20 protein-coding genes, 1 tRNA gene and 1 pseudogene are annotated in these 26,146 nt (G+C 65.8%); 15 read left to right on the forward strand and 7 right to left on the reverse strand.

The window, feature by feature from the left end; translation table 11 throughout:
• Positions 1–18 precede the first annotated feature (18 nt).
• Entirely contained in the window at positions 19–2,952 is a 2,934-nt protein-coding gene (locus GV044_RS20240; protein WP_159874282.1) for a CHAT domain-containing protein, read from the reverse strand.
• Positions 2,953–2,958: 6 nt separating this feature from the next.
• Positions 2,959–3,744 (reverse strand): hypothetical protein, encoded by a 786-nt coding sequence (locus GV044_RS20245; RefSeq protein ID WP_159874283.1) that lies wholly within the window; start codon positions 3,742–3,744, stop codon positions 2,959–2,961.
• A 127-nt stretch (positions 3,745–3,871) separates the two neighbouring features.
• Between GV044_RS20245 and GV044_RS20250 the strand changes: the two genes are divergently transcribed.
• Together GV044_RS20250 and GV044_RS20255 are read left to right on the forward strand one after the other, a co-directional pair.
• A complete protein-coding gene (locus GV044_RS20250) occupies positions 3,872–5,896 on the forward strand; it encodes a caspase family protein (RefSeq protein WP_159874284.1) in 2,025 nt (674 codons plus the stop codon).
• A 20-nt stretch (positions 5,897–5,916) separates the two neighbouring features.
• Positions 5,917–6,780, forward strand: coding sequence for a hypothetical protein (locus GV044_RS20255; RefSeq protein ID WP_159874285.1), 864 nt, complete (start codon positions 5,917–5,919; stop codon positions 6,778–6,780).
• An 18-nt stretch (positions 6,781–6,798) separates the two neighbouring features.
• Here GV044_RS20255 and GV044_RS22460 read toward each other — a convergent pair whose 3' ends face one another.
• On the reverse strand, positions 6,799–8,031 hold the full coding sequence (locus tag GV044_RS22460) for a peptidylprolyl isomerase (protein ID WP_236555141.1): 1,233 nt from the start codon (positions 8,029–8,031) through the stop codon (positions 6,799–6,801).
• A gap of 78 nt (positions 8,032–8,109) precedes the next feature.
• On the opposite strand from GV044_RS22460, the gene GV044_RS20265 reads away from it, so the two are divergent.
• Positions 8,110–8,200, forward strand: a tRNA-Ser gene (locus tag GV044_RS20265).
• 267 nt (positions 8,201–8,467) lie between these two features.
• Here the strand turns inward: GV044_RS20265 and GV044_RS20270 are convergent.
• Positions 8,468–9,049, reverse strand: coding sequence for a TetR/AcrR family transcriptional regulator (locus GV044_RS20270; protein WP_159874286.1), 582 nt, complete (start codon positions 9,047–9,049; stop codon positions 8,468–8,470).
• Between the two features lie 167 nt (positions 9,050–9,216).
• Here GV044_RS20270 and GV044_RS20275 point away from each other — a divergent pair, with 167 nt between their 5' ends.
• The 4 genes from GV044_RS20275 to GV044_RS20290 all read left to right on the forward strand — a co-directional run bounded on the left by GV044_RS20275 (position 9,217) and on the right by GV044_RS20290 (position 11,853).
• Entirely contained in the window at positions 9,217–9,888 is a 672-nt protein-coding gene (locus GV044_RS20275) for a carboxymuconolactone decarboxylase family protein (protein ID WP_159874287.1), read from the forward strand.
• 63 nt (positions 9,889–9,951) lie between these two features.
• On the forward strand, positions 9,952–10,704 hold the full coding sequence (locus tag GV044_RS20280; protein ID WP_159874288.1) for an SDR family NAD(P)-dependent oxidoreductase: 753 nt from the start codon (positions 9,952–9,954) through the stop codon (positions 10,702–10,704).
• A 90-nt stretch (positions 10,705–10,794) separates the two neighbouring features.
• Positions 10,795–11,286, forward strand: coding sequence for a nuclear transport factor 2 family protein (locus GV044_RS20285; RefSeq protein ID WP_159874289.1), 492 nt, complete (start codon positions 10,795–10,797; stop codon positions 11,284–11,286).
• Positions 11,287–11,433: 147 nt separating this feature from the next.
• Positions 11,434–11,853: a hypothetical protein gene (locus GV044_RS20290; RefSeq protein ID WP_159874290.1), complete on the forward strand. Its 420-nt coding sequence runs from the start codon at positions 11,434–11,436 to the stop codon at positions 11,851–11,853.
• A gap of 528 nt (positions 11,854–12,381) precedes the next feature.
• Here the strand turns inward: GV044_RS20290 and GV044_RS20295 are convergent.
• On the reverse strand, positions 12,382–13,632 hold the full coding sequence (locus GV044_RS20295) for an arsenic transporter (protein WP_159874291.1): 1,251 nt from the start codon (positions 13,630–13,632) through the stop codon (positions 12,382–12,384).
• Positions 13,633–13,678: 46 nt separating this feature from the next.
• Complete coding sequence (locus GV044_RS20300) at positions 13,679–14,641, reverse strand: MFS transporter (RefSeq protein ID WP_236555142.1); 963 nt, start codon at positions 14,639–14,641, stop codon at positions 13,679–13,681.
• A 649-nt stretch (positions 14,642–15,290) separates the two neighbouring features.
• Between GV044_RS20300 and rpiA the strand changes: the two genes are divergently transcribed.
• From rpiA to GV044_RS20340, 8 genes are all read left to right on the forward strand, one after another.
• Positions 15,291–15,980 (forward strand): ribose-5-phosphate isomerase RpiA, encoded by a 690-nt coding sequence (rpiA, locus tag GV044_RS20305; RefSeq protein WP_159874292.1) that lies wholly within the window; start codon positions 15,291–15,293, stop codon positions 15,978–15,980.
• A gap of 81 nt (positions 15,981–16,061) precedes the next feature.
• Positions 16,062–18,149 carry a transketolase gene (tkt, locus tag GV044_RS20310; protein WP_159874293.1) on the forward strand — a complete coding sequence of 696 codons (2,088 nt, stop codon included), beginning with the start codon at positions 16,062–16,064 and terminating at the stop codon, positions 18,147–18,149.
• The gene (locus GV044_RS20315; RefSeq protein WP_159874294.1) at positions 18,146–20,950 is read left to right on the forward strand and encodes a bifunctional transaldolase/phosoglucose isomerase; all 2,805 of its coding nucleotides are present in this window, start codon (positions 18,146–18,148) and stop codon (positions 20,948–20,950) included. The genes tkt and GV044_RS20315 overlap by 4 nt, the downstream gene beginning before the upstream one ends.
• A gap of 11 nt (positions 20,951–20,961) precedes the next feature.
• Positions 20,962–21,945, forward strand: a complete 984-nt coding sequence (gnd, locus tag GV044_RS20320) for a phosphogluconate dehydrogenase (NAD(+)-dependent, decarboxylating) (RefSeq protein ID WP_159874295.1) — start codon at positions 20,962–20,964, stop codon at positions 21,943–21,945.
• Positions 21,942–23,369: a glucose-6-phosphate dehydrogenase gene (gene zwf, locus GV044_RS20325; protein WP_159874296.1), complete on the forward strand. Its 1,428-nt coding sequence runs from the start codon at positions 21,942–21,944 to the stop codon at positions 23,367–23,369. The genes gnd and zwf overlap by 4 nt, the downstream gene beginning before the upstream one ends.
• Positions 23,366–24,178: a Cof-type HAD-IIB family hydrolase gene (locus tag GV044_RS20330; RefSeq protein ID WP_159874297.1), complete on the forward strand. Its 813-nt coding sequence runs from the start codon at positions 23,366–23,368 to the stop codon at positions 24,176–24,178. The genes zwf and GV044_RS20330 overlap by 4 nt, the downstream gene beginning before the upstream one ends.
• The gene (gene rpe, locus GV044_RS20335; protein WP_159874298.1) at positions 24,175–24,858 is read left to right on the forward strand and encodes a ribulose-phosphate 3-epimerase; all 684 of its coding nucleotides are present in this window, start codon (positions 24,175–24,177) and stop codon (positions 24,856–24,858) included. Before GV044_RS20330 ends, rpe begins: the two co-directional genes overlap by 4 nt.
• Before the next feature lie 289 nt (positions 24,859–25,147).
• Positions 25,148–25,939, forward strand: coding sequence for an enoyl-CoA hydratase/isomerase family protein (locus GV044_RS20340; protein WP_159874299.1), 792 nt, complete (start codon positions 25,148–25,150; stop codon positions 25,937–25,939).
• Position 25,940: 1 nt separating this feature from the next.
• Here the strand turns inward: GV044_RS20340 and GV044_RS20345 are convergent.
• Positions 25,941–26,146 (reverse strand): annotated as a pseudogene (locus GV044_RS20345) (biotin synthase); the annotation flags it as partial.

The raw sequence follows: 26,146 nt of genomic DNA on the forward strand, positions 1-26,146 counted from the left end.
AGTCTGTCCCCCTGTTGATCAGTTTTCCTCGGCCGGATTAGGTACGGTGTTGGCCGCGGCATTCGTGGGCAGCGCGGCCGGCGGTGCGAAGCGGGCGGGATCGCTCCAGCCGCATGCGTCGTCGGGCGCGGCGATGCCGTCGGGCAGGATCGAGAGATATGCGGCGCGATTGCCCTCCGCCGGTAGCAGGGCAGGGCGCACGGCACCGCACGAGAGCGTGACGATCCGTGTGGCAGGTAGCTCGTTCGCCTCCAGCGCGAGCTGCACCTCGCTTGCCGCCAGCAGGCCGTCGCGCATCTGATCGTAGGGGGCCGCGCCCCGCGCGCTGTGGCCTTCGACCAGGACGCGCCAGTTGCCGGTCAGCTCGCCCGCAGCCGCCGCTTGCCGCACGGCGTAGGCAGCGTCGGCGACTTGCGCGAGTGCCGGAGCGGAAAGACGCGTCTCGCTCACCGCCCACTCGACTTGCGCCTGCGGGATAGTCGTCAAATCGAACCGGACTTCCACTCTGGGCGGGGGCGATGGAGTAGTGGCCACTTCCCGCCACTCATGCGTATCCAGCGCCGGTCCGGCATCGGCGCGCTCCTTTGCGAACGCACGCGAGAGTCGCGTGAGGGCCTGCTGCTCGCGGTCCAGCGCACGGTCGAAGTTCCACAGCCGAACGCGTGCCACGAGCGGCTGCGTGCGGGTCGCCTCGGCCCAGCTCCGCGCGCGCCGAGAGAGCTCACGTTCGTTCGCGGTGCTATCATCCGCAGCGTTCCACTCGTCGGGCACGGGAGCTGCGCGAAGGGCGATGAAGCTGAGGACGTAGTCAGGCTGCAAGTCGGTATCGCCATCCAGCACCAGCTCTTCGATCCGTTCGGGCGGCAGCGCCTGGCTCGCCAGATCGAGCGCGGCGGCGTGGACCGCCAGGCGGTCGGTCGCATGATCGGCAATTGCCACGGCGCTCACTTCTTCAGCGAATCCAGAAGTAGCAGGCAGGATCGACACCATCGTGTTTGAAGGCGCGCGAGTGAACACCAAGGCGACGCCCCTGCGGCAGCGCTCCGCAATGCGTGTTGCTTCCACAAACGGAACGGCTTGCGTGGTACTGCGCATGCCGGGTTGGAGGAGGGGCGCGAACGTCCGCGCCGTCCAGCCGCAATCGCTCTTGGGCATGAGCACCAGCGATGATGGGCCGGCAACGACCATGCCGGCCATCTCGGGCTTGTCGATACCTTCGATCCTTCGTTCGCGCGTGAACGCCTCGTAGGGACTGGTGGGCACGGCAAGATGAGCACCGGCATCTGATCCCGCGTCTTGATAGGGCGGCTCTGCGGCAGCCGGGTCGGGATCGGAAACCCCGCCGTCGGCATCCGCACCGTCGAACCCGTCATCCGGATCGAAAACGCCTGCCGGGGCGCGGTCCATGTCGTCACTGGAAGCATCCACGGCATCTGCCGCCGCCGCCGCTGCCGCGTCCGCCCAGATCGCAGCGTGTGGCTCATCACGCGATCCCCTGTGCGGGGACCGGTGATGCGCAATCGCGACGGCTTCCTCAGGTGCCTCGGCCGCATCCTGGCCGGACATCTGTGCAGAGGCATCGACCTGATCCGGCTCCATCTCTGCACTGGTATTCACTGCGACGACGGGCTCCAGCTTGCGTTCGGCAAACCAGATGGCGGCCGACACCACGGCCCCGAGCACGAGAGCCACGGCGGAGCCGATCACGAGGCCGCGCTTCAGGCCGGCGCTTTTGCCAGCCGGCTTCGTTTCGGACGCAGGGCGCGCCGGATCCGGCGCCACGGCCAGCGCGGGCGCAGGCGCGGCAGCGGCGATCGTCTGGATGCGGTCGGCCTCTTCCGGGGTCGAGCCTGCCAGCGAGGAGTACAGCGCTGGCGTCGCAAATTCGAACGACGCCGGGTCGCTCGCCAGCAGCAGGTTGCGCGCGCGGGCGACGGCCTTGCTCAGCGGCATGCGAGTGAAATCACGGTAGAAGCTGGTGGCGAAGTCCCGCGCCGCGACGTCGCTGATCGCCCGGCGCATGGCGATCACGAACGGCACGCCGATCTCCAGCACTTCCTGCGCCAAGCCGCCGAAGCGCGCCGCCTTGCCATCGACCGCGCCTTCGCAGGCGTTGAGGAAGACCAGCCAGGGGCGGTCGTTCTTGAGGATCGAGAACAGTCCTTGCGCGTCGACGTAGTCAGTCTCGTTGGGCGCATTCTCCTTGTGGAAGTGGAGGCGTCCGGTGTTCCCGTCGAAGCTGCCGTGGCCGATGTAGTGGATGACGTGCGGCTGTCCGTGCGCAACCCGCGCCGCGAAGTCACGGCGGGTCGCATGGCGCAGCGGCGGATCGAGCAGGTGCACCGTGTCGCTGCCCAGCGCGGCCAGTGCCTGGAGCACCTTGCCGACTTCCTCCTCGGTCTTGAGCGTGCCGGTGGGATCGGCGACGACCAGCAGCAGGCGGAGCGGCAGTTGTGCGGGAAGCGGCGGCGGGCGGTTCGGCTCGCGATAGCGTGACAGGCCGAACGCGTCGCTGGTCGCCAGGAACTCGGCCACGCCGGCATCGCTGGCGTAGAGCATCTCCCAGGGCAGCTCGGACAACGGGCCGGCCTCGGTCACGTCCAGCCGCAGCCATGTGTGCGAGCCTTCCGCGCGTTCGCCCTTCAGCGTGTCGACAAGCTTCTCGACATAGTTGCGCCCATGCGTGCGGTCGGTCAGCAGCGTGGCGAGGAGCTGTTCGCCCAGGAACTGCCCGGCCTCGCGATCGGCCGCCGCATCGAGGATCGTCGTATTGTCCAGCGCGGTGGCTTCGCCGCGAACACGCCCGGGCGGCGTAGCGGCGCGGAAACGGCCGACGACATCGGGCGGCAGGACGGCCAGGTACTCCGGCTGATCCTCAAGGTTGTAGCGGATCTCCACCCGGCATAGCCCGCTCTCGTCGGGCGCACGGATCTTGACGTCCCAGACGCGCATGGCCCGTCACGCGTCCGGCGGCGGTGGCAGCTCGAGGTCGGGCAGGGCCTTGATATACGCGCGCTGCCAGCCGCGCAGCTTGGCGCGAACATCTGGCGCCAGATCGTGCAGCGCGGCGAGGTCGAGGCTCACCTTCGAGCTGTTGGTGCGCAGCTTGGCGCGGTTCTTGGTCACTTTGAACAGCAGCACTTGCGTGACCACCGTCTTGGCTTCCAGCGCGAAGGCGATCAGCGAGACGAGAGGCGCGCCGCCGTCCTGCGGATCGACCACACCGATTTGAAAACGTGCGCTGCGCCCCTTGATCGACCGCTTGTTGAACAGCGTGATCCATGGGGAGTCGTCGCTGGCCGCCTTCAACGCGTCGAGCGTGGCGGTGATCGCGGCGAGCGCGGTGACCGCCGGGCCGAGCAGCACGGCGGCGATCGCGGCGATCTTTTCGTGCACCTCGAACCCGTCACCGGCCTCGGACACTTCCGACCAGCCGCCGTCCTGGACCAGCCAGCCGAGCGTCTTGAGCATGGTGAAGTACGCCGCGTACCAGCCGACGATGTCGTCCGGATCGGGCACCCGGCTGTCCGCCACCAACTGCGCCAGCAGCGCCGAATCCGCGATCGCGTCGCGCAGTTCGACATCGGTTCCGGCCAGGAACGCGAAGACGTCCTGGCCGATGACGGCGGCCTGATCGGTGCCGGCGGTGAACGGCGATGCCTCATCACCCTGCGCCTCTACCAGGGGCTCGGGCAGAACAATCTCGCTAATGATCTGGCGTGCTTGGATAATATCGACCGACATAGGCAATTCCCCCTTATTGCCATGGCATCAGTATCGACAGACAATCTGACGCGTCTTTACTGTCGCTGCAAGTGGCTTTATTTGTGCATCAAGGGGATAGGCTCTCGCCAGGAGCAGGGGAATATGCGTGGTTAACGCGTGCATAGCCATCGGCATAGAGCGGACCGGCGGCCCCGGACTTGGCAAGCTGCCAGGCGCAGTGAACGGCGCGCGGGCCATGGCGGCCTGGGCCAAGGCGGCCGGCTACCAGGTCGAGCTCGTCACCGATCGCGACGATGTGCCCGGCAGTGAGGGGAAGGACACGTTCACTCCGGTGGATGTCGGGCGCATCAAGGCCGCGCTGATGCGCCTCCTGCCCACGGCCAACGACGGCGTGGATCGAGGCGGGCCGGCCGAACCGCCGCAGCGGCTGCTGGTCTACTTCGCCGGCCATGGCATGCAGTCTGCGGCCGATGGCGAAATGTGGCTGCTGTCCGACAGCTACAGCGACCAGCTGGCGATCGGTTTGGCCAAGCTGCAGGCGCTGCTGCAGACCTACCTCACCGGTGAGAAGCCGGGCCAGATCGCGATCATCTCCGACGCTTGCCGCAGCCCGATGATCGCCACCTGGAACGTCAACATGACGCCGGTGCCGGTCGTGCCGCTCGGGCCCTACGATCCCAACAGCTTCGACCAGGTCGACATCGACCAGTTCCTGGCGGTGCCGCCGTTGAGCTCTGCCTTCATGGTGCGCGCCACGGCCGAGGCGCCGGCGCGCTGCATCTTCACCTCGGTGCTGCTGGAGGCCCTGCACGGCGCCGGCGAGTCCTGCTTCGAGGACGACCGCGTGACCAGCGACAGCATGGCGAAATACCTGAGGGAGACCGTCCCCAGCCGCGCTCGCCAGTTCGACGTCGACATGCGCCCGCGCGTCTACCCGTGCTGGATCGATCCCAACGATGTCTACGTCTCCCGCGAGCAACTTGCCAAGATGCAGTTGTCGCCTCTAGACCCTTGGCCGGGCACCGGCGCGACGAGCGGGCAAGGCTCCGACGATGCGCAGTCCGAGGCACTGCTGAAGTCGTTCGGCGCGCCGAGCGGCCTGGTTCGCGGCGAGGACCGAGGTGCCAGCATCGGAGCGGACGCCGCGGCGTTCGAGTTCGATGCCGCCGAGCCGCCACCTGAGCCCGAACCGGAGCCGGCCCCGCCTTCTCCGATCATGACTGACAGCGAAATGGCGCAGATCGCCACTGAAGCGGACATGGCCGCCAAGACCGCCGAAGCGCGTGCGACCCGTGCCGCGGCCTTAGTGCAGGCGGCCACGCAGACCCAACGCGCAACGCATTATGAAACGCAGTGCGGCCTCACCGTGACCGGCTTGCAAGTGACCGGCGTGGCCTGCGCGTCCGGCTACCGCTTCGAAGCGGACGGCCACTTTCCTGGCAGCTGGCGGGTGTCTGGACCCGACGGTCCGCTGCAGGACGGTCAGTCGGCCTGGGCGCTCGTACGCGTCCCCAGCGGCGACAGCGTGGCGACTTGCGTGCAGGCCGGCTCCATCACCAGTGTCTGCACAGCACCGGAAGGTGCGCTGGTCGCCAGCATGCGCCCGCTGTTCCTCGACCCGTCCAAGCTGCTGACCTCGGAAGATATCCAGGCGCATGAGCGGCTGGCCGTAAGCGACGCCGACGATGCTCTGCAATGGTTGGCGCAGCTGGAACAGGGCCAGGTGTTCGATCCGATGCTCGGAGTGCTCGCCGCCTACGTGTTCTACGGCGCCGGACAGCAGGAAATGGTCCGCAGGCTGGCGCATGTCTATGCCGCGCGTCTGGCGCCGCTGCCGTTCGACATCGCCTTGCTGTGCCACGCGCAAGCGACCTGTGGCTCCGACGGCACCCTGATGGCGCAGGTCTCGGCAGTACCGGCCCGCAAGCCACGTTCGCGCGAGCAGCGTCTGATGGCGGGCCTGTTCGCCGCAGCTCCGCAGACCGAGCTTCCGGTCGCCGGTCGCGTGCCCTTGCTGCGCCAGGGGTGGTTCCTGCTCGACCGTGCCTGTCCCGCGCTCGTCCATCCCGACCTCGCCGCGCTTGCGCCACGCCTGCGGCCGGCGCCGCTCACCACGCTCGATCCTGCCGGCGCCGAGGCACTCACCCGTATTCTGGAGTATGCAGCATGACTCGCCCCACGCCCCGAATCGTGTTCGTCCATGGCATTCACCAGCAAGGCAAGAGCAGCGAGGCGCTGCGCGCCGAATGGCTGGACGCGCTTGCTCCCGCGCTCCAGACCGCAGGCTACGCCGGAGCAGCCCTGGAACCCGACGTGCCGTTCTACGGCGACGTGCTGTGGGAGCTGTCGGGCCGCAAGGGCGGTCCTGCCGTAGCGCAGGGGGATGCGCCCGTGTCTACTGGCGAAGAAGCATTCCTGTCCGAAGGCCTGGAGGAGATCGCCGACCGCGACGCGCGCATCGACGAGGACGACGTGGACGCGGAAGAGGCGGTCATCTCTGCCACCACCGACCAGGGCCTGCTGAGCATGGACCGGCGCTCCAACGCGATCGCCCGCGTGATCGAGCGCGTGTCGCCGCTGCATGGCGACTTTGCCCTCAAGGTGCTGCACCAGGCGTGGATCTACCTGAAAAAGCCGGGCGCTGCCGAGCAGGTCGACGCGATCGTCGCGCCGCACTTCGACACCGGGCCCGTCATCGTCGTCGCGCATTCGCTGGGCACCATCGTGTCCTTCAAGCTCCTGCGGCGGCTGGCGCTGGAGGGGCGGGGGCTGGAAGTGCCGCTGTTCGTCACGCTCGGCTCGCCGCTCTCGCTGCGCACGGTGCGCAAGGCGCTCGGCCCGGCATTCACGCCGCCGGCCGGGGTGAAGCGCTGGCTCAACGCCTACGACAAGGATGATTTCGTCGCGCTGGGGCAGGGGCTGACGAAGTCCACCTTTGCCGACGGAATCGAGAACTGGGCCGACGTGGCCGGACCGGAGGACGACCCGCACGCGATCCGCGGCTATCTCAGCGACGCCAAGGTCGTGGCCGCCCTGCGCGAGGCGCTTGGCTGAACCGGCAAACGCCGCGCGCTACTTGGCCTGCTTCTTCCTGCTCGTCGGAACCACGGGCGGCTTGGCCTTGCGGACGGGCACCGGCACGTTGCACACGTCCACCGACCCGGCCGGCTGGATGTAGAAGTCGTCCTGCCGATTGGCCCGCGCATGCACGTATTGCGCAAAGCTGGCGCCGCTGGTCGAAAGATACTCGTAGCGCGGCAGGTCCGGAACCTCGTTGCCGGGCCGGATCGAGAGGATGCCGGTGCGCTCGGCAGGCGTCGCGTAGAAGCCCAGCTCGGCCGTCCCCCGCGGCAGGGACGAGAGCCACTCGATACCTTCGATAACGCGCCCGACCACGGCGATGTTGCGGTCCAGCTGCCGGGGTGCCTGGCCGATCACGGCATAGAGCTCGGCGCCCGTGCCGGTATCGGGCGCCATGTCGCGGCCCACGCCCACGCTGCCATAGCAGTGCACCGGCCAACTGCGCGCGCCTTTCACCGCCACCGGCCAGCCCGCGACGAAGCCAGCGCTGTCGGCGTAGGCGTCGCGGATGTCCTCGCTGGTGAAGTATGCGAGCGAGGCGGGCGGGCAGATCGCGGCGAAGCGCCCGCAATCGCCGGGCTTTCCCGCCACGTAGTCGGCCTGCGGCATCTTCTGGAGCATGCCAGGAAGCGGGCGCGCCAGCGCCGGGTTGACGCTCTCCGGATCGCCCCACTGCACGACGTAGTTGTCTTGCGCGCGCACGATCGCCAGCCCATCCCACCAGTGCTCGGCCGCAAGCACCCGCATGTTCGCGACCCAGCCTTGCGAGTAAGGCGGCCCGATCAGCTGAATGACGACCCGCCGCGGCGCCGCGGCAGGGGTGGTCGCCGCGTCGGCGATCGCAGTGAGCCCGGCGGCGGGGGAAGAGCCAGGCGCAATAGGAGCCGCAGCGGCAGGTGTGGCGCGTGTCGCCGTGGGCGTCGTAGGGTCGCCCGACGCGGCTTGCGCCGCGACCGCCACCAGCTCGCTTCGGACTGTTTCGCGTGGCGCCAGCTCGACCACCAGTAGGTCCTCAGGCGCAATCGCCACCCACTGCCCATGAGGCGCCGCCGCCACAATCTGCGCAGGCGTGAGGGGGGCAGCAGCCGGAGCAGCACCCTTGCTCGACGACGCCGAGGCGGCCGCAGGCGCGCCATCCGCAGCACCCTCCGCGCCCATAGCAAAGTCCGCCCACGAGACGCCGCCCACCAGGGCAAGCACGGCCAATCCGAATTTCCACGACATGCCATGCTGATGCCACGAGCGCATCGCTTGCGTAACCCCCCGCCACGCGCTAGGGGCCGCACCCTATCCAGTGCATGCGGAGCGGTGGCCGAGTGGTCGAAGGCGCTCGCCTGGAAAGTGAGTATACGCCAAAAGCGTATCGAGGGTTCGAATCCCTCCCGCTCCGCCAGCTGACTTCAAGTTGACGTGTTTCCTTTGATCCATGCGGAATGCGGCGCAGAACTGCACGGCATAGATTGACAATCCGGCCTTCGGAGAGCGTGCAGGTGTCTACTAACAGTCACTTAGGACGCCTTTCTTTGCGGTCCCTTTGATAGGGCGGCGTGGATAAGAACCCCTTCTGCTGGTGCTGCAAAAGGCAACGGCGCCGAAGCGCCGCTGGACGTTTGTCATTTTCACTCTTGGTCACGATGGCGATTTGTGGCGGGCGCTCGCTTCAGATCTGCTGCTGGGCGTCCGTCGTCTCCTCACATCGCGACACACTCAGGCGGTTGAGCAATGTTTCTACCAGCGCAATCGCGTCCGCGTGCCCGCTGTCCAATCCCAGGATCTTGTCGGTGCTGAGCACGCGCGAGATGCCGTCCAGCATCATGCCGATCGCGACCGGGGGAAACATGCTTGTGCTCAACCCGGCAACGATCAGAGCGCTCTCGGCAGCGGCTGCGTAGACCTGGCGCGTGCGTTGCGCGGAGCGGGCGATCTCCTGGCGCAGTTGTTCGTGGTGGGTGGCCAGTGCAACGAACTCCTTGTGCAACTTGGGCACAGTAGGATCGGTGCTGAGGTGCCACAATGCGCGCAGCGGTTCGCCTGACGCCGTTGCCTTGCGCAACTCAGCGAAGTGTTGCTCCTCAACGCGGCGCAGCAGTGCCAGGAACAGCTCGTCCATGGTCTTGAAGTAATAGTGCACCAGCTTCGACTTCAGACCCGCGACTGCGGCGACTTTGCGCGAACTTACGGCAGCATAGCCCTCGTCACGCAGGATTGCCTCGGCGGCGTCTAAAATGGCTTCACGGCTCAAGCTTGCTCCCTCCTCCTGCTGTCCTTCCATGATCGGGTATGTGGTGCAAGCATCTCGGCAGGAGCACCCTTGCCGAGCCCCTCCGATCGATGTTAGGCACTCGCCTAAGATGAGCGGACGCGCCGTTCAGCGTCACGCCAAAGCGCATCGGAGAGGATCTGTCGGCCATGGAAAAGGGCGATGCTGCATGGTCAGAAACGCCTGTCCGCATCCCTCCGCTTGCTCGCGAGCAATGGACGGATGCCGCGCGTGAGGTCTTCGCGTTCTGGGGCGAGCCGGGTGCCTGGGAGAACGGCTCGCGCACCAACAGCCAGATGGTGCTGGCAAACCATCCCCCGCTTGCCATGGCCTTCAATCGCTTTGGCAAGCACGTGCTGATCGACAACACCGCGCCGGCTTGGGCGCGCGAATTGGTTACGCTTCGCGTCGCCTGGCACATGAAGTCGCAGTACGAGTGGCATTACCATGTCGGTTACGCGCTGAACCTTGGCATGACGCTTGAACAGATCGCCGACGTCAGCGTCGGCCCCGATGCTGGATCCTGGAGCGAGTTGGATGCGGCCGTATTGCGCTGTGTCGATGACCTCTGGTCACGTTCGCGCGTGCAGGACGCGACTTGGGCAGTCTTAGCCGAGCACTTCGACACCCAGCAGCTGATGGACCTGATCTTCGTGCTCGGACAGTACGTCATGCTCGGCTGGGCACTGGCTGCGTTCGGCGTGCAACTCGAAGATGGCGTCGATCCGATCGGCTTCGACCTGACGACCAGGGCCGGTCTGGTGCCGGGCACGCGCCTCAAACCGGGTGAGAGCGAGCAATGGGCCGATGCGCCGCTCTGAAATCAACGACGCAGTAAATTATAAGAGCCCGCAGAGCAGGCGGGCAGCGAAGAAGGACGACTGATGAGCAGATTAGCGGGACGGGTAGCGATCGTGACTGGCGGCAGCCAAGGCATCGGGCTCGCCATGGCACGTGCCTTTGCGCGTGAGGGTGCATCGGTGGTGATCTCGAGCAGGCGGGCTGATGCCATCGAGGCAGCTGCGCGCCAGCTTAGCACCGACGGCGCCCAGGTCATCGGCGTTCAGGCAGACGTCGCAAGCCGTGAAGACGCGCAACGCACGGTGCAGACCGCGGTCGAACGGTTCGGTCGTGTCGACATCCTCGTCAATAACGCGCAGGCTACGCGTCAGGCCAAGATCGAAGACATTACCGAAGAGTCCATCCAACTCACGTTTGGTTCGGGCTTGTTCGGAACTCTCTATCACATGCAGGCCGCTTTTCCGCATCTGAAGGAGCGGGGCGGATCGGTGATCAACTTCGGCACGCGACAGGGCATCTACGGCGAGCCGGGCGATGGCATCTACGGCGCCAACAAGGAAGGCATCCGCGGCCTTTCGCGCTCGGCCGCTCGTGAGTGGGGCCAGTTCGGCATCCGCGTGAACGTCATCAATCCCGCGGCGCTCAGCCCGTCGGCCGAGAAGGCGCTGAACGCCAACCCGGTGCGCGCTCAGAAGTACTACGATGAGATCTCGCTGCGCCGCTTCGGTCGTCCGGATGAGGATATCGCGCCGATCGCCGTGTTCCTGGCAAGCGACGATGGGCACTACGTTACCGGGCAGACCATCAACGCCGACGGGGGGCAGATCATGCTCTAACCATCGGCGGGATGCACGATCAGGAGGCTGCGCCACACGCGGTCAACGCGATGCACTCTGCAAACGCCCAATGCTGAGGAGAGGCTCGACATGAGCGACATGAGCGATCTGGAACGCCTGGTCGAACTGCAGGCGATCCGCGAATTGAAAGGTCGACGCGATCATGCGGTCGATCGCAAGGACTGGGACACATATGCCCGCCTTCACAGCGATGATTATGTTGCCATGTCGATTGGCGACAAACCCATCGTCGGGGGAAGGGCTGCCGCCGATGCACTTGCCGTGCACATGGCGAACGTCACCACTGTCCATCATTGCCACACACCGGTCATTGAGTTTCAGGACCGCAACAACGCCACCGGTGTGTGGGCGATGGAGGACAACCTGTTCTGGTATCGAGACGGGGAAAAGCAGTGGCTTCGTGGCTTTGGGTTCTACCATGAGCGCTATGTGCGTGGCTCAGACGGGCAGTGGCGCTTCACCTATCGAAAGCTCGAGCGCACGCATGCGGAAACCTCCGCCGGTGCCGCGATCTTGGCGGTCGACGCATCCGGCGAGAACCTGCGCGTCGGCATGGGTTGACCGCGAGTAACGACCTGCTCCGTTCGTTACGCCGGACCGTTAAACCTCGGCAGACAGGTCAAAATCGACATACGAGACTTAGCACGCCGACACAGCAGGAACGCCGTCCCACAAGCGAGGCGGAGAACACGATGGAAGGGGAGAGACATGGCTGGTGACTGGACGAGGCAGGACGAGATCAGAAGCGAGCGCGTGCGCAAGGCGCTGGACTGGGGTGACCGGATGAAGGCCATCGTCAACGGCACTACCGACGATGACTGGGATGTGCTGGTCCCGATGATCGACCCCGATCGGTTCGTCCGCCGCGGCAATGAACGCGATCAAGAACTACGTTGGCCCGCCTACCGCGAACTTTTGGTGCAATGGAAGGATGTCGGCGGAGTCTACGACAATACGCTGTTCCGCGCGACGGAAGCTGGCGATGTGGTCTACCTCGACCTAGACGAACGCAGTGAGCGGCCGGATGGAACAGTGAATACGCTCCGCTCCATTTCCATCTACGCCTTCGATGATCAGGACCGTATCGTTTCGGTAGATGTCTGCATGGGCTTTCACCAACCTGCATGAAGCCCTGACACTACGCAGCAACCCGGCACGTGACTGTCGTCCAAACGATTGGGTTCGGTTCAGTGGTTTGTTTTCAAGAACGACTGATGGAAGGCGTGCCGGGGTTGGGCACGGCAGCTGGGCGCCGCCAACTGCCATTGGCACCGAACCGCTACGACGCGAGCGCTCGCGCAAGCTCGGCGGCGGCGTGGTGCTGACGCCCGATGGTGGCTCAACGCGGACTGCCGACGTTTTTTCCGCATCTTCGGGCTGACTGCCCGCTGGAACGCCAAGCTTTTCCCTGATGTGCTCTGAGCCTCGCGGCTAGCTCTCTTGAGCCGATCTTGACGCCGACAAGCTCGGCCCCAACGCCACCCTGCCGAACTTGCGGCTGCTCCGCCCAACGGCGGCCGGCCGCCCTCGATAGTCTTGCTGCCATGGCAACGCGGGGAGCCCTGGACCGACAGTCTAAGTTGCAAAACGCAAAGCGGGCCGCCGACGTCTGAGCGTGGGTCCTCACGACCCGAGTCATTTTTCCGCATGCTCGCTCTAGCCAATCAGTAACCTCGCGGTGAGCGCTGCGGTGAGCGCCAGCGGCATCGTCACGGCGCCTACTCTCAGGAAGCGCCAAAACCCGACGTCCTCGCCCTCACGCCGGATCGCCTGGAGCCATAGTATCGTCGCCAGGCTACCGGTGATCGACAGGTTCGGTCCTAGATCGACACCGATCAACAGCCCGTCGACGACCAGTTGCGGCGGCTGCGCCTGGGTTACCGCGGTGCTGGCGACAAGTCCGGCAGGCAGGTTGTTCACCAGGTTGGATGCGAACGCCAAGATCGTCCCTGCCGCCGCAGCCCCATGCGCCGGGTCGACCAAGGCGTCGCGGATGCCTTGCGCGATCCAGGCGATCACTCCGGTCAGTTGCAGCGCCTCGACCAGCACAAACAGCCCCGCGACGAGCGGCAGCACGCTCCACGAGATGCCCTTGAGCAGCGGCAGCGGCGGCGAGCGTGCGATCAGACACACCGCTAGCGTCGTGCTGAGTCCCGCGAAAGCGGTCGGCAACCCGAGCTCCCGATCGAGCGCGGACACCACCAACAGCAGGATGGCAGTTGTCACGATCCCGGCCAACGCGGCCTTGCCACCGGTGGTCAGCGGGGCACGCTCGACTTCGCTCTGGCAGGTGCCGGCAAGCCGGTCGCGCTCAATCCAGCGCAGCGCAAGGAAGGTCACGACGATCGACGCGACCGACGGCAATGCGAACGATGCCAACCATTGCCGCAGCGGTGGCATGTGCCCGCCGTAGAGCACGAGGTTGGCCGGGTTTGAGATCGGCAGCACGAAGCTGGCGGCATTCGCAATCAGCGCGCAGGCGAACAGCAGTGGCAGCGTACCCGCCTTTGCTTTCCTGGCAGCGGCATAGACTGCGGGCGTCAGCACCACCGCCGTCGCGTCGTTCGACAAGAAGGGCGTCGTCACGATCCCCGTTGCATAGACGAGCGCGAACAGCCTGGCGGTCGACCCTCGGGCATGGATCGCGGCGGTTGCGGCAACCCAGTCGAACAGTCCTTCCGCGCGCGCGACTTCGCTGAGCAGCATCATGCCGACCAGGAAAAGGTAGACGTCCAGCCCCTTGGCCACCGCGGCGCCGGCGGCAGCCAACGGCATAAGGCCGAGCAGGAGCAGGAGCAACGCACCGGCGACTGCCCAGATGGCTTCTGGCCAGCGGAACGGACGCGCGATCACGGCGGTGGTAGAGACGGCGCAGATGCCCCAAGTGGCGCCCGTGGCGGGGTTCATGCCGTACGCCGACCTGGGCGGCGCCAGGGATTGGACGTGGCTTGGGTCACTTGTGCGTTTCCGGCATGGCGATGAGGTATAGGATGAACCCCGCGGCGGCGATCCCTGCAAGCGTCAGGAAGCTGGCGGTATGCCCGGCCCACACGATGATCGCGCCGGCCAGTGTCGCCGACAGCGCCGCACCAAGCCCGAACACGCTGGAGAAGACACCCTGGCTCACGTTGAACCGCCCGCTGCCTTGGGTCAGGTCGGCAACGATCACCGGGAACAGGGCGCCGATGATGCCTGCGCCGATCCCATCCAGTGCCTGCACCCCGACCAACCACCATGGGTCGTTCGAAAAGGTGTAAAGCATGCCGCGCGCCGCAAGAAAGGCAAATGCGACGAGGAAGATCGGCTTGGTGCCCCAGCGCGCGGCGTTGCGCCCGACGACGATCGCGACCGGCACCATGACGAGTTGCGCTGCAACGATACAGGCCGCGGTCAGCAAGGTGGCCTGGTCCTTGCCAACGGTACGCCCAAGCAGCTGACTGACCGAAGTCAACATTGCGGCATTGGACAAGTGGAAAGTGAATGTCGTGAGCGCAAAGATCATCAGCGTGCGGTTCCCCAGCAGCGTCTTCCAGCCACTCGGCTCTTCGCATCCCTCCTCGGGTTCGCAGTCGAGCCCGCGTGCGACCGCATTGTCGATGGCGCTGTTGTCGATCTGCAGTGACACGAAGATGCTCGCGACCGTCAGCCCGGCCATGAGCCAGAAGACGACGACCGGCCCGAACTTCCAGGCCAGCACGCCCGCTAACCCGGCCGAAACCGCATTGCCGGCGTGATTGAAAGCTTCGTTGCGGCCGACTCGCTTGGCGAACATCTTCGGCCCAACCAGCCCCAAAGTGATGGCCGAGATAGCCGGCGCGAACAACGCGCCGGCCGCAGCGGCAATCGACTGGGTAATCGCCACCATGGTGAAGCCCGACACGATCGGCAGCGATAGGCTGCTCAGCGTCACGAGCATCGCGGCGAAGATTACGATGCGCGGCTTGTTCTTGGCGCGGCCCGGCGTTCCTGGTATCTTTGCGTTGGTAGATTAGTTATCTCGTACCAAGCGCCGGATGGGCACCGGCCGACAGTCAGCGGCCGCGTGACGTGGCAACGCGATCAAGTGCAAAGCTACCAGGGATCTAGTCACTACCAGGGATCTAGTCACAGGCATCGCATTGTCAGAGTGCAGGCAAAGCCCCAAACGGCGGTGGCGTACTCGGCAAGACCCCTGCTCGAGTGCGTATCGCTGCCATCATCGACCTCGCGAGAAGCCATCGATTGGTCGGCGATGGCAGCGTTTCGCAACCTGCCTTGTCAGCTTTGTCAGATTGAGTGCAGCAGCTGGTAAGCCAGGAAGGCTGGTGAATGCCGCGCGGTCACAAGCCAGCTAGCCCGCTTTAGTGCTTTAACCAATCGCCGAAGGTGATGCGGCTAATGGTGCTTATGTACCTGCGTTTTCGGCTCAACCCCTGGAACGTTGTCCATTCTTGCTGTTTGCACATTGGCAATGGCGCGAGCGGTGCGCGCGTCTGTCGTACTGCTCGCTGACGCGTTCACTGCTCGTGGTGGGCCGAAGGGGGGCGTGCTAGCAAGCCTCTACCCCTGCCGAGATCGTTGCAGTCATGGTAAAGCAGCCCGAGTTCGAAGTTCAGAAGCGTGCTGCAGCGAGTGCCGCGGTTGCTGAGATTACAGATGGCATGCTGATCGGCCTGGGGACGGGGAGCACGGCAGCATATGCGGTCTCCGAAGTCGCGCGCCGGGTTCGAGACGGTCTGGCGATCCGTGCAGTCGCGACATCGAAGGCGACAGCGCACGCGGCCATGTTGGCCGGCATTGAAGTCGTCGAACTCCAGGACTTCGATCGGATCGATCTCGCGATCGATGGCGTCGACGAGATCGACGGACAGCTACGCGCCATCAAAGGCGGTGGTGGCGCTATGCTGCAAGAGAAGATCGTGGCCGACGCCGCCGACCGGATGATTGCCATCGCCGATGCGTCGAAGCGCGTGCGACAAATCGGTGCACGGCCGGTTCCTGTGGAAGTGCTGCCGATGGCGCAAGCCCTGGCGCTGCGACGTGCAGGCGAACTCGGCGCGCGGGCCGTCTTGCGGTGCAAGGAAGCGCTGCCGTTTCGCACCGACCAAGGCAATCTGATCATCGACTGCCACTTCGCCGTGATTAATGATCCGGCCAATCTTGCCGACCGACTCGCCCGCATCCCTGGGGTGCTGGGCCATGGCTTGTTCCTCAGCGAGATCGACACGATCTATGTTGGGGTGGCCGGCGGTGTCGAGCGCTGCGACCGGCCGTAAATAAACTGCGGCGGGGCATATCGCACTGCGGCATCCTTCCCCGTCCTCCGTCGTTTCAGGCACAAACCGCCGAGGACTTCCATGACCGCTACGACCGCTTCGACCGACGCCGTCCACGAGGACGGCTCTCCGGATCGCCTCGCCATCGACACTATTCGCACTCTCGCCATGGATGCGGTGCAGAAGGCCAACTCGGGTCATCCAGGCACGCCCATGGCGCTGGCGCCCGTCGCGTACACGTTGTGGAAGGACTTCATCCGCTACGATCCGGCCGCACCCGACTGGCCCAACCGCGACCGCTTCGTGCTCTCCGTCGGCCACGCCTCGATGCTGCTCTACGCGGTGCTGCACCTCGCCAGCGTCGAGGAGATCGATGCTGACGGCAACAAGACCGGTGAGCCTGCCGTCAGCCTCAGCGACATCGAGCAGTTCCGCCAGCTGAGCTCGAAGACGCCAGGCCATCCCGAATACCGCATGACCACTGGTGTCGAGACGACCACCGGGCCGCTGGGCCAGGGTTGCGGCAACTCGGTCGGTATGGCGATTGCGGAGCGGGCGCTGGCTTCACGGTTCAACCGGGACGGCTTCGACTTGTTCGACCACGACGTCTACGTTCTGTGCGGCGACGGCGACATGATGGAAGGCGTCTCGGCCGAGGCAGCTTCGGTCGCCGGGCACCTGAAGCTGTCGAACTTGTGCTGGGTCTACGACAGCAACCACATCACTATCGAAGGCGGCACCGACATCGCCTTCACCGAAGACGTCGGCAAGCGCTTCGAGGCGTACGGATGGAACGTCATCCACGTCGACGACGCCAACGACACCGCCGCGTTCGGCAAGGCGATCGAGACATTCCGCGCCACCGACGACCGCCCGACCTTCATCGTCGTCCACTCGGTGATCGGCTGGGGCTCTCCCCGAGCCGGCAGCGAAAAGGCGCATGGCGAGGCGCTGGGCGAGGACAACGTGCGCGCAACCAAGAAGGCGTACGGCTGGCCCGAGGACAAGCAGTTCTACGTGCCCGATGGCGTCAAGGAGCACTTCACCCAAGCCGTAGCCGGGCGCGGCAAGCCGCTGCGCGAAGAATGGGAAGCGACGTTCGAGCGCTATCGCCAGAGCTTTCCTGAGCAGGCCGCCGAACTCGACCTGCTGCGCCGCGGCAAGCTGCCCGACGGCTGGCAGGCCGAGATCCCGACGTTCCCCGCCGATGCGAAGGGCCTCGCCTCGCGAGATAGCGGCGGGAAGGTGCTGAACGCCATCGCCCCGCACGTGCCCATGCTGATGGGCGGCGCCGCCGACCTCGCGCCGTCGACCAAGACCAACCTTACGTTCCAGGGCGCGGGCTCGTTCGAGCCGAACGACTACTCGGGCCGCAACTTCCACTTCGGCGTGCGCGAGCATGCGATGGGGTCGATCGCCAACGGCATGGCGCTGTCGTATTTGCGTTCTTACACCGGCACCTTCCTCGTCTTCGCCGACTACATGCGCGCGCCGATCCGCCTCGCCGCGATCATGGAGTTGCCGGTGGTCTTCGTGTTCACCCACGACTCTATCGGTGTCGGCGAGGACGGGCCCACTCACCAGCCGATCGAGCACTTAGCCACGCTGCGGGCGATCCCGGGGCTGGACACGATCCGGCCGGGCGATGCCAACGAAGTCGCCGCCGCGTGGAAGGTCGCGCTCAGCCATACCCACGAGCCGACCGCACTGATCTTCTCGCGCCAGGCGATCGCCACTCTGGACCGCGAGAAGTACGCCTCCGCTGATGGCTTGGAGAAGGGCGGCTACGTCCTGGGCGATTGCGAGGGCACGCCCGAGATCATCCTGATCGGCACCGGTAGCGAACTGCCGATGGTGGTCGCCGCGCACGAGAAATTGACGGCAGAAGGTGTCAAATCGCGCGTCGTCTCGCTGCCGAGTTGGTACTTGTTTGAAAAGCAGGACAAGGCCTACCATGAAGTGGTGTTCCCCAACGCAGTACGCGCGCGCCTGGCGGTCGAGCAGGCCGGCTCGATGGGCTGGGATCGCTACGTCGGGCATGACGGCGGCACGATCACCATGAGCACCTTCGGCGCGTCCGCCCCGCTCGCCAAGCTTCAGGAAAAGTTCGGCTTCACCGTCGACAACATCTGCGCCGTCGCGCGCAAGCTCATCGAGAACAACGCATGACCAGCCGTCTCAAGCAGCTATCGGATCTCGGCCAGGCGCCGTGGCTCGACTTCGTCGATCGCAAGTTCCTGGCCGATGGTGGCCTGAGGAAGCTGATCGCGGAGGACGGCGCCACCGGCGTCACTTCCAACCCGTCGATCTTCGAAAAGGCGATGGGGCATGGCGAAGCCTATGACGCGGGCTTCACCGAGTTCCTCGGCAAGGCGGATGCCTCGGTCGCGAACACTTACGAGCATGAGGCGATTGCCGACATCAAGGCGGCGGCCGCCGACTTGCGGCCGGTCTACGACCGGCTGGACGGGCGCGACGGCTACGTCAGCCTTGAAGTCTCACCCTATCTGGCCAACGGCACGCAGGAGACGGTCGAGGAAGCGCGCCGCCTGTGGCAAGCGGTCGCCGAGCCGAACCTGATGGTCAAGGTGCCGGGCACCGAGGCTGGCGTCCCGGCGATCCGCACGCTGATCGAGGACGGGCTGAACATCAACGTCACGCTGCTGTTTTCGCTTCACGCCTATCAGCAAGTCGCCGAGGCTTACGTCGCCGGGCTCGAGGCGCGGGTGAAGAAGGGCGAGCCGATCGACCGCATCGCCAGCGTGGCGAGCTTCTTCGTCAGCCGCATAGATGCCGAGATCGACAAGGCCATCGACAAGCGGGTCGCAGCCGGAGACGCCGAGAGCGAGGCGCTGAAGGCCGTGCGCGGCAAGGTCGCCATCGCCAACGCCAAGCTCGCCTACGTCTGGTACCAGGAGCTGATCGCGTCCGATCGCTGGCAGGCGCTCGCGGCCAAAGGCGCGATGCCGCAGCGGCTGCTCTGGGCCTCTACTGGCGTCAAGGACCCAAACTATCCCGACACGCTCTACATCGACACGTTGATCGGGCCCGACACGGTCAACACGATGCCGCCCAAGACCATGGACGCCTTTCGCGACCATGGCACCGTGCACCAGACCCTGACCGAGAACATCGACGAGGCGCGGCATGTGCTGGACGAGGCCGAGCGCCTCGGCCTCAAGCTGGGGGATGTCACCACCGGGCTGGTCAAGGCGGGTGTCACGCTGTTCGCCGATGCCGCTGATACGCTGCTCGGGGCCGTCGCTGAAAAGCGCGCGACGTTCCTCGGCGAGCGGCTGAACGGCATGGGCGCCACTCTGCCCCAAGCTTTGCAGGACGCTGTCGACAAGCGGCTGGAGCAGGCGCGAGCCGAGGCGTGGTCGCGCCGATTGGCGCAGGGCGACGCTTCGCTGTGGACCGGCAAGGACGAGGGCAAGTGGCTGGGCTGGATCGCTGCTGCCAAGGGCGAGCAGGTCGATCCCGCAGCGCTGAAGACGCTTGCCGGCGAGGCGCGCAAGTTCAAGGATGCGGTGCTGCTCGGCATGGGAGGCTCCAGCCTAGGACCCGAAGTGATCGCGCTGATCCTCGGCTCGGAGGAGGGTGGCCCCAAGCTGCACGTGCTCGATACCACCGATCCGGGCCAGATTGGTACCGTGCTTGCCGCGATCGATCCCACGGAGACGCTGTTCATCGTCTCGTCGAAGTCCGGCTCGACCCTGGAGCCCGAACTGCTGCGCGCGTTCTTCTGGGACAAGTCAGGCGGGCAGGGCAGCCACTTTGTTGCCGTGACCGATCCCGGCTCCAAGCTGGAGGCGACCGCCAGGCAGGACGGCTTCGCGCATGTCTTCCCGGGCGATCCGGCAATCGGAGGCCGCTACTCGGTGCTCTCTGCGTTCGGCATGGTGCCAGCTGCGGCGATGGGCATCGACGTTCCCGCATTCTACGAGTCTGTCGCGCCGATGGTGTTCTCGTGCGGAGCGGACGCCCCGCCCGCGCACAATCCCGGCGTGAAGCTGGGCGTCATCATCGGCGAGGCGGCGGTCTCCGGTCGCGACAAGCTGACGATCTTGCCGTCCAAGAGCCTGGTGCCGTTCGGCGCCTGGCTGGAGCAGCTGCTGGCGGAGTCCACGGGCAAGCAGGGCAAGGGCATCGTGCCGGTCGACCTGGAGCCGCTCGGGAAGCCCGAGAGCTACGGCCAGGACCGGCTGTTCGTGCACTTCCACCTGGAAGGCGACGAGGACGTCGAATTGGAAGCCGGCCTCAAGGCGCTGACCGATGCCGGCCAACCGCTGGTGACGATCAAGGTGGCCAAACCCGAACTGATCGGCCAGGAGTTCTACCGCTGGGAAGTCGCCACCGCGATCGCCGGCGCAGTGATCGGCATCGACCCCTTCGACCAGCCCGACGTCGAGGACGCCAAGGTCGCCACGCGCAAGCTGGTCGACGCCTATGAGGCGAGCGGCACGCTGGAGCCGGAAACCGCCGCGGCCGAGACCGACGACTTTGCCGTGTTCGTCGCCAAGGGCGAGAGCGCATCTGGCAACGCTGCGGACCTGCTGCGCCGGCACTTCGCCAATCTCTCGACCGGTCACTACTCCGGCTTCCTCGCTTACATCGAGCGCGACGAGGAAGACGCCGCAGCCATCGCGGCGATGCGCACCGCCGTACGCGACGCCAAGAAGGTCGCGACCGTCGCCGGCTTCGGCCCGCGCTTCCTGCACTCGACCGGGCAGGCCTACAAGGGTGGCCCAGCGACTGGTGCCTTCCTCACGATCACCCGCGATCCCGATCCGGACCTTGCCGTGCCCGGCCGCGAGGCCAGCTTCGGCACCGTCCAGATCGCCCAAGCTCGCGGCGACACCGACGTACTCGCCAGCCGCGGCCAGCGCGTGCTGCGGGTCCACTTGAAGCAGGGCGGAGCCGGCCTGGCCGCTCTCCAAGCCGCCGTCCTCGCCGCCGTTCAGAACTGAAGGAATTTTCGATGCGTCTAGCCATGATCGGCCTCGGCCGGATGGGAGCCAATATCGCGCGCCGCCTGATGCGCGGCGGACACGAGATCGTCGCGTACGACCGCAATGAGCCTGCGGTCGCGGCTCTCACCGCCGAAGGCGCCACGGGGGCGACCTCGCTGGAGGACATCGCGGCCAAGCTGCAGTCCCCGCGCATCTTCTGGGTCATGCTCCCCGCCGGCGCGCCGACGGAAAGTACGATCGAGGCGTTGGCCAAGCTGTCCGGACCCGGCGACATCATCATTGATGGCGGCAACACCTTCTACAAGGACGACATCCGCCGCGCCGCAGCCTTACGCGACAAGCAGCTCAAGTATGTCGACGTCGGCACCTCGGGCGGCGTGTGGGGCTTGGAGCGCGGCTATTGCATGATGATCGGGGGCGACAAGGAGACGGTCGACCTGCTGGATCCGATCTTCGACAGCCTGGCGCCCGGCTACGGCACAATCCCGCGCACGCCCGACCGCATCGACTCCGACGAGGACCCCCGCGCCGAGAAGGGCTACATCCACGCCGGACCTGCGGGCGCCGGGCACTTCGTCAAGATGGTGCACAACGGCATCGAGTACGGGCTGATGCAGGCCTATGCCGAGGGCTTCGACATCCTCAAGGGTAAGGCGTCCGACAAGCTCGCGCCAGAGGAGCGCTTCGACATCAACCTGACCGACGTCGCCGAAGTCTGGCGTCGCGGCAGCGTGATCTCGTCCTGGCTGCTCGACCTCAGTGCCGCTGCGCTCGCCAAGGATCATCACCTCGATGCCTACACCGGCCGCGTGTCCGACAGCGGCGAGGGGCAGTGGACAATCGATGCCGCGATGGAAGAGGCGGTGCCCGCCTACGTCCTGAGCGCCGCCTTGTTCGCGCGCTATCGCAGCCGTGTCGACACCACGTTCGGCGACAAGCTGCTCTCGGCCATGCGCTACGGTTTCGGCGGTCACGTCGAACTGCCGCAATGAGCGATGCAGAGACGGCGCCGCCCGCCACTCTCGTCATCTTCGGCGCGCTGGGTGACCTGACCAAGCGGCTTCTGGTGCCGGCGCTGGCGAACCTCCAGCGCGAGGGGCTGCTGGCGGACGACACCACGCTGCTGGGCGTCAGCTATCACGACAGCGATGATGCGCAGCTGGTCGACGTTCTGGACGAGTTCGTGGAGAACGATGCCGGCTGGGACGCGCTGAAGCCGAAGGTGCATTATCTGAAGGGCGATTTCACCGATCCGGCCGCGTATCAGGCGATTGCCGACAAGGTGAAGGGCAATGCCGTCTTCTATTTGGCCACGGCGCCGGGCTTCTTCGGCACGATCGTCGACCGGTTGGGCGAAGCGGGCTTGCTCGACCAGAAGGACGGCTTTCGCCGGGTCGTGATCGAAAAGCCGTTCGGCACCGATCTCGCCTCCGCGCAGGCGCTGAACAAGCAGATCCTGGCGCGGGGCGGGGAGGACCAGTTCTACCGGATCGACCATTTCTTGGGAAAAGAGACGGTGCAGAACATCATGGTCGCGCGGTTCGGCAACGCCTTGCTCGAGGCCGTGTGGAACAACCGCTACGTCGACCACGTGCAGATTACCGCCGCTGAAACGGTGACGGTCGGCACGCGGGGCAAGTTCTACGACGCTACCGGCGCGCTGCGCGACATGGTGCCCAATCACTTGTTCCAGCTGCTGGCGATGATCGGCATGGAGCCGCCCAATAGCTCGGACGCAGAAGCGATCCGCACCGAGAAGGCCAAGCTGATCGCTGCCGTCCGCCCAATCGCGCCCGAGGACGCCGCTCGCGGTCGCTACCAGGCCGGCACGATTGGCGACGAGACCGTGCCGGCGTATCGCGAGGAGAGCGACGTTGCGCCCGACAGCCGCACCGAGACGTATGTCGCACTCAAGCTCGCGGTCGAGACCTGGCGATGGACCGGCGTGCCGTTCTACTTGCGCACCGGCAAGGGCCTGACCGCGCGCGACACCGAGATCGTGGTGCAGTTCCGCGAGGTGCCGGTGGCGCTGTTCCCACGCGACGACGCGCTGCCGCCCAACCGGCTGGTGCTGCAGATCCAGCCTCAGGAGGGCATCTCGCTCGCCTTCGTGGCGAAGAAGCCCGGGCCGCTGATGGAGACCGCGCCGGTCTCGATGGATTTCCGCTATGCCGACGCATTCGAGATGGGACACCGCACCGGCTACGAGACGCTGCTGTACGACGTCCTGATCGGCGACCAGACCCTGTTCCAGCGCGCCGACCAGATTGAAGGCGGCTGGCGCGCGGTGCAGCCGGTGCTCGATGCCTGGGCGGCGGAGGGCGAACCGGAAGGCTACGCCGCCGGCAGCGCGGGTCCGGCGAGCGCCGACGCCTTGCTGGAGCGTGATGCCAGAGCCTGGCACGCGCTGTCATGACCGTGCGCCTCATCGTCTCCGACATCGACGGCACGCTCGTCCGCCATGACAAGACGCTCAGCGACGGCGTCGTCGCTGCGGTGGGGCGGGCGCAGGCGGCAGGTCTCGCCTTCAGCCTCATCAGCGCGCGGCCGCCCTCGGGTATGCTGTGGATCGCGCAGAAGCTGGGTCTCACTGCGCCTATCGGCGCGTTCAACGGCGGCACGATCGTCCAGCCCGACGGCGCCGTGGTCACCGCCGAGCACATCGATCCCGATATTGCCGCGCGCGTGCTGACACTCATCGACCAGCCCGGCGTGACACCCTGGCTGTTCGCGGACGGCAAGTGGTACGCCCAGACGACCGAGAACCAGTACGTTCCCCGCGAGCGGCTCGCGGCCAATCAGGAACCGGTGATCCGATCTGAGTTTGCCTCGCTCACGGCGCGCGCGGACAAGATCGTCGCGGTAAGCGACGATCACGACGGCTTGGCCGAGCTCGAAGCCAGGGTGGCGGGCGAACTGGGCGCCTCTGCCAACGTCGTGCGCTCGCAGCCCTACTACCTCGACGTGACCGCGCCAGGCGGCAACAAGGGCGCCGGTGTCACCGCGCTCGCGGCGGCTTATGGCGTCTCGCTGAGCGACCTCGCCGTGTTCGGTGACCAGAATAACGACTTGGCCATGTTCAAGGTGGCCGGGTATTCCGTTGCGATGGGACAAGCACCCGACAACGTGCGCGCCGCCGCCAGCGCAGTCGCAGCCTCCAACGAGGACGATGGCGTAGCCGATGCGATCGACCGCCTGGTGCTGCCACGGCTTACCGCGCGATGAGCCGCCCGCTTCTGATCGCCCCCTCGGTGCTCGCAGCTGACTTCGGGCACCTGGCGGACGAGGTCCGGGCCGTCGAGCGCGCCGGTGCCGATTGGATCCACGTCGATATCATGGACGGGCGTTTCGTGCCGGAGATCTCTTTCGGTCCAGCGGTCGTGCGGGCGATCAAGCGCGCCGCAACCAGGCCGCTGAACGTGCACCTCATGGTGGTCGAGCCCGAACGCTCGCTCCAGGCCTATGCCGAGGCGGGCGCCGACCATCTGCTCGTCCAGGCTGAGCCAGGTTCCACCGTCCATCTCCACCGAGTCCTCAGCCAGGTGCGCGAACTCGGCAAGCGTCCGGGCGTGGTGATCGACCCGGCGACACCGCTCGCCTGGATCGAACACGTGCTGCATCTGGTCGACATCGTCCTGGTTATGACGGTGAATCCCGGCTTCGGTGGCCAAAAGTTCCTGCCCGAGATGCTGCCCAAGATCGCCTCCTTGCGTGCGTTGTGCGAGGAGCGGGGCCTCAATCCGCACATCGAAGTCGATGGCGGGCAGGACCCAGCGACGGTCGCTTCGGTGGTCCAGGCCGGAGCCGACGTCATCGTCGCGGGCACCGCCATCTTCGGCAAAGCGGATTATGCCGAGGCAGTCGATCAGATCCGCCGCAACGGCACCAAGCAAGGACGGTATTGAGACGAAGTTTTGCTTCGGCGTTGTTCGTACCCTCGCAAAGCAAACAGCTTTCGCGGTGATTACTCCCAGCCGCAAAAAAGCGAGTCATTTTACGCCTGCCCATGAGGTTCGCCGGCGATCAGCCTGGCCGCGGCGCGTGCACAGCACCTGCTTGCGGCCGCAACCTGCAGCTAGGCCAGCAGGTCTAGCACATTTGAACATGTCTCATTTCGTCCGACGATTATGGTCGATCGCTGCGCTCGCTTGTGCAAGGTTCGCATGAGCAAAGTAGGCAGAGGAGTAAGCGCACATGACCGCCAAAGCAGTGACAATGAACGTGCAGGGACCGATCGCTGCCATAACTTTGTCGCGACCCAAACAAGGCAACTCCGTTGATCTTTCGCTAGCCCAGGAGCTGCGTAGTGCCGTTGCGGCGGTTGAGACGGACCCTGACGTTCGATGTGTGACCCTCACCGGCGCTGGAAAGCTGTTTTGCGGCGGAGGCGATATCGCCTGTTTCGCTGAGAACACGAATGTTCCGGCCTACCTGGATGAACTCGCGACCACGTTACACGAGGCGATCGCCAAGCTCATGAGGCTTCGGGTTCCTGTGGTGACCCTCGTGAATGGGCCGGCAGCAGGCGCGGGGCTGAGCCTGGCGATCTGCGGTGATATCGTTATCGCGGCGCGGTCTGCGACGTTTCTCGCCGCCTACGGTGCGGTGGGCTTGACGCCGGACGGGGGCATGAGTTGGCTCCTGCCTCGTCTCGTCGGGATGCGCCGCGCGCAGCAGATGATCATAACCAATCGTCTGGTCGATGCCGAAGCCGCCCTGCAGATGGGACTGGTGTCGAGCGTCGTCGACGATGATGCGCTGGCGGAGATTGGCCGCGCAGAGGCAGAGCGGCTCGCCGGTATGGCGACCAGCGCCATCGGCGGCGCCCGGGAACTGCTGCTGGCAAGTTACGAAGGGAGGTTCGAGGACCATCTCGCGAGAGAAGTCCACTCGATCATGGCAGCTGGCGGGACCGCAGAGAGCCGAGAAGGTATCGCTGCCTTCCTGGAACGTCGGAAGCCCGACTTCAGCTCCGTTCGGGCATGAACTAAAGCTTCGCGTAGCCCTGGGGCATGCGCTGCGCCACGACGTCTGCCGGGGTGATTTCGATCGCCATCGGCTTGAGACCAAGGCGCGCGAACATCGCCAAGTCGTTGTCATCGCCTGCGTTGGGCGCGGTGAGCAGCTTGTCGCCGGTGAAGATGGAGTTCGCACCGGCGAGGAAGCACATCGCCTGCGTCATCTCGGACATGG

It is taken from the genome of Novosphingobium sp. 9U (genome assembly GCF_902506425.1).
Classification (GTDB): Bacteria; Pseudomonadota; Alphaproteobacteria; order Sphingomonadales; family Sphingomonadaceae; genus Novosphingobium.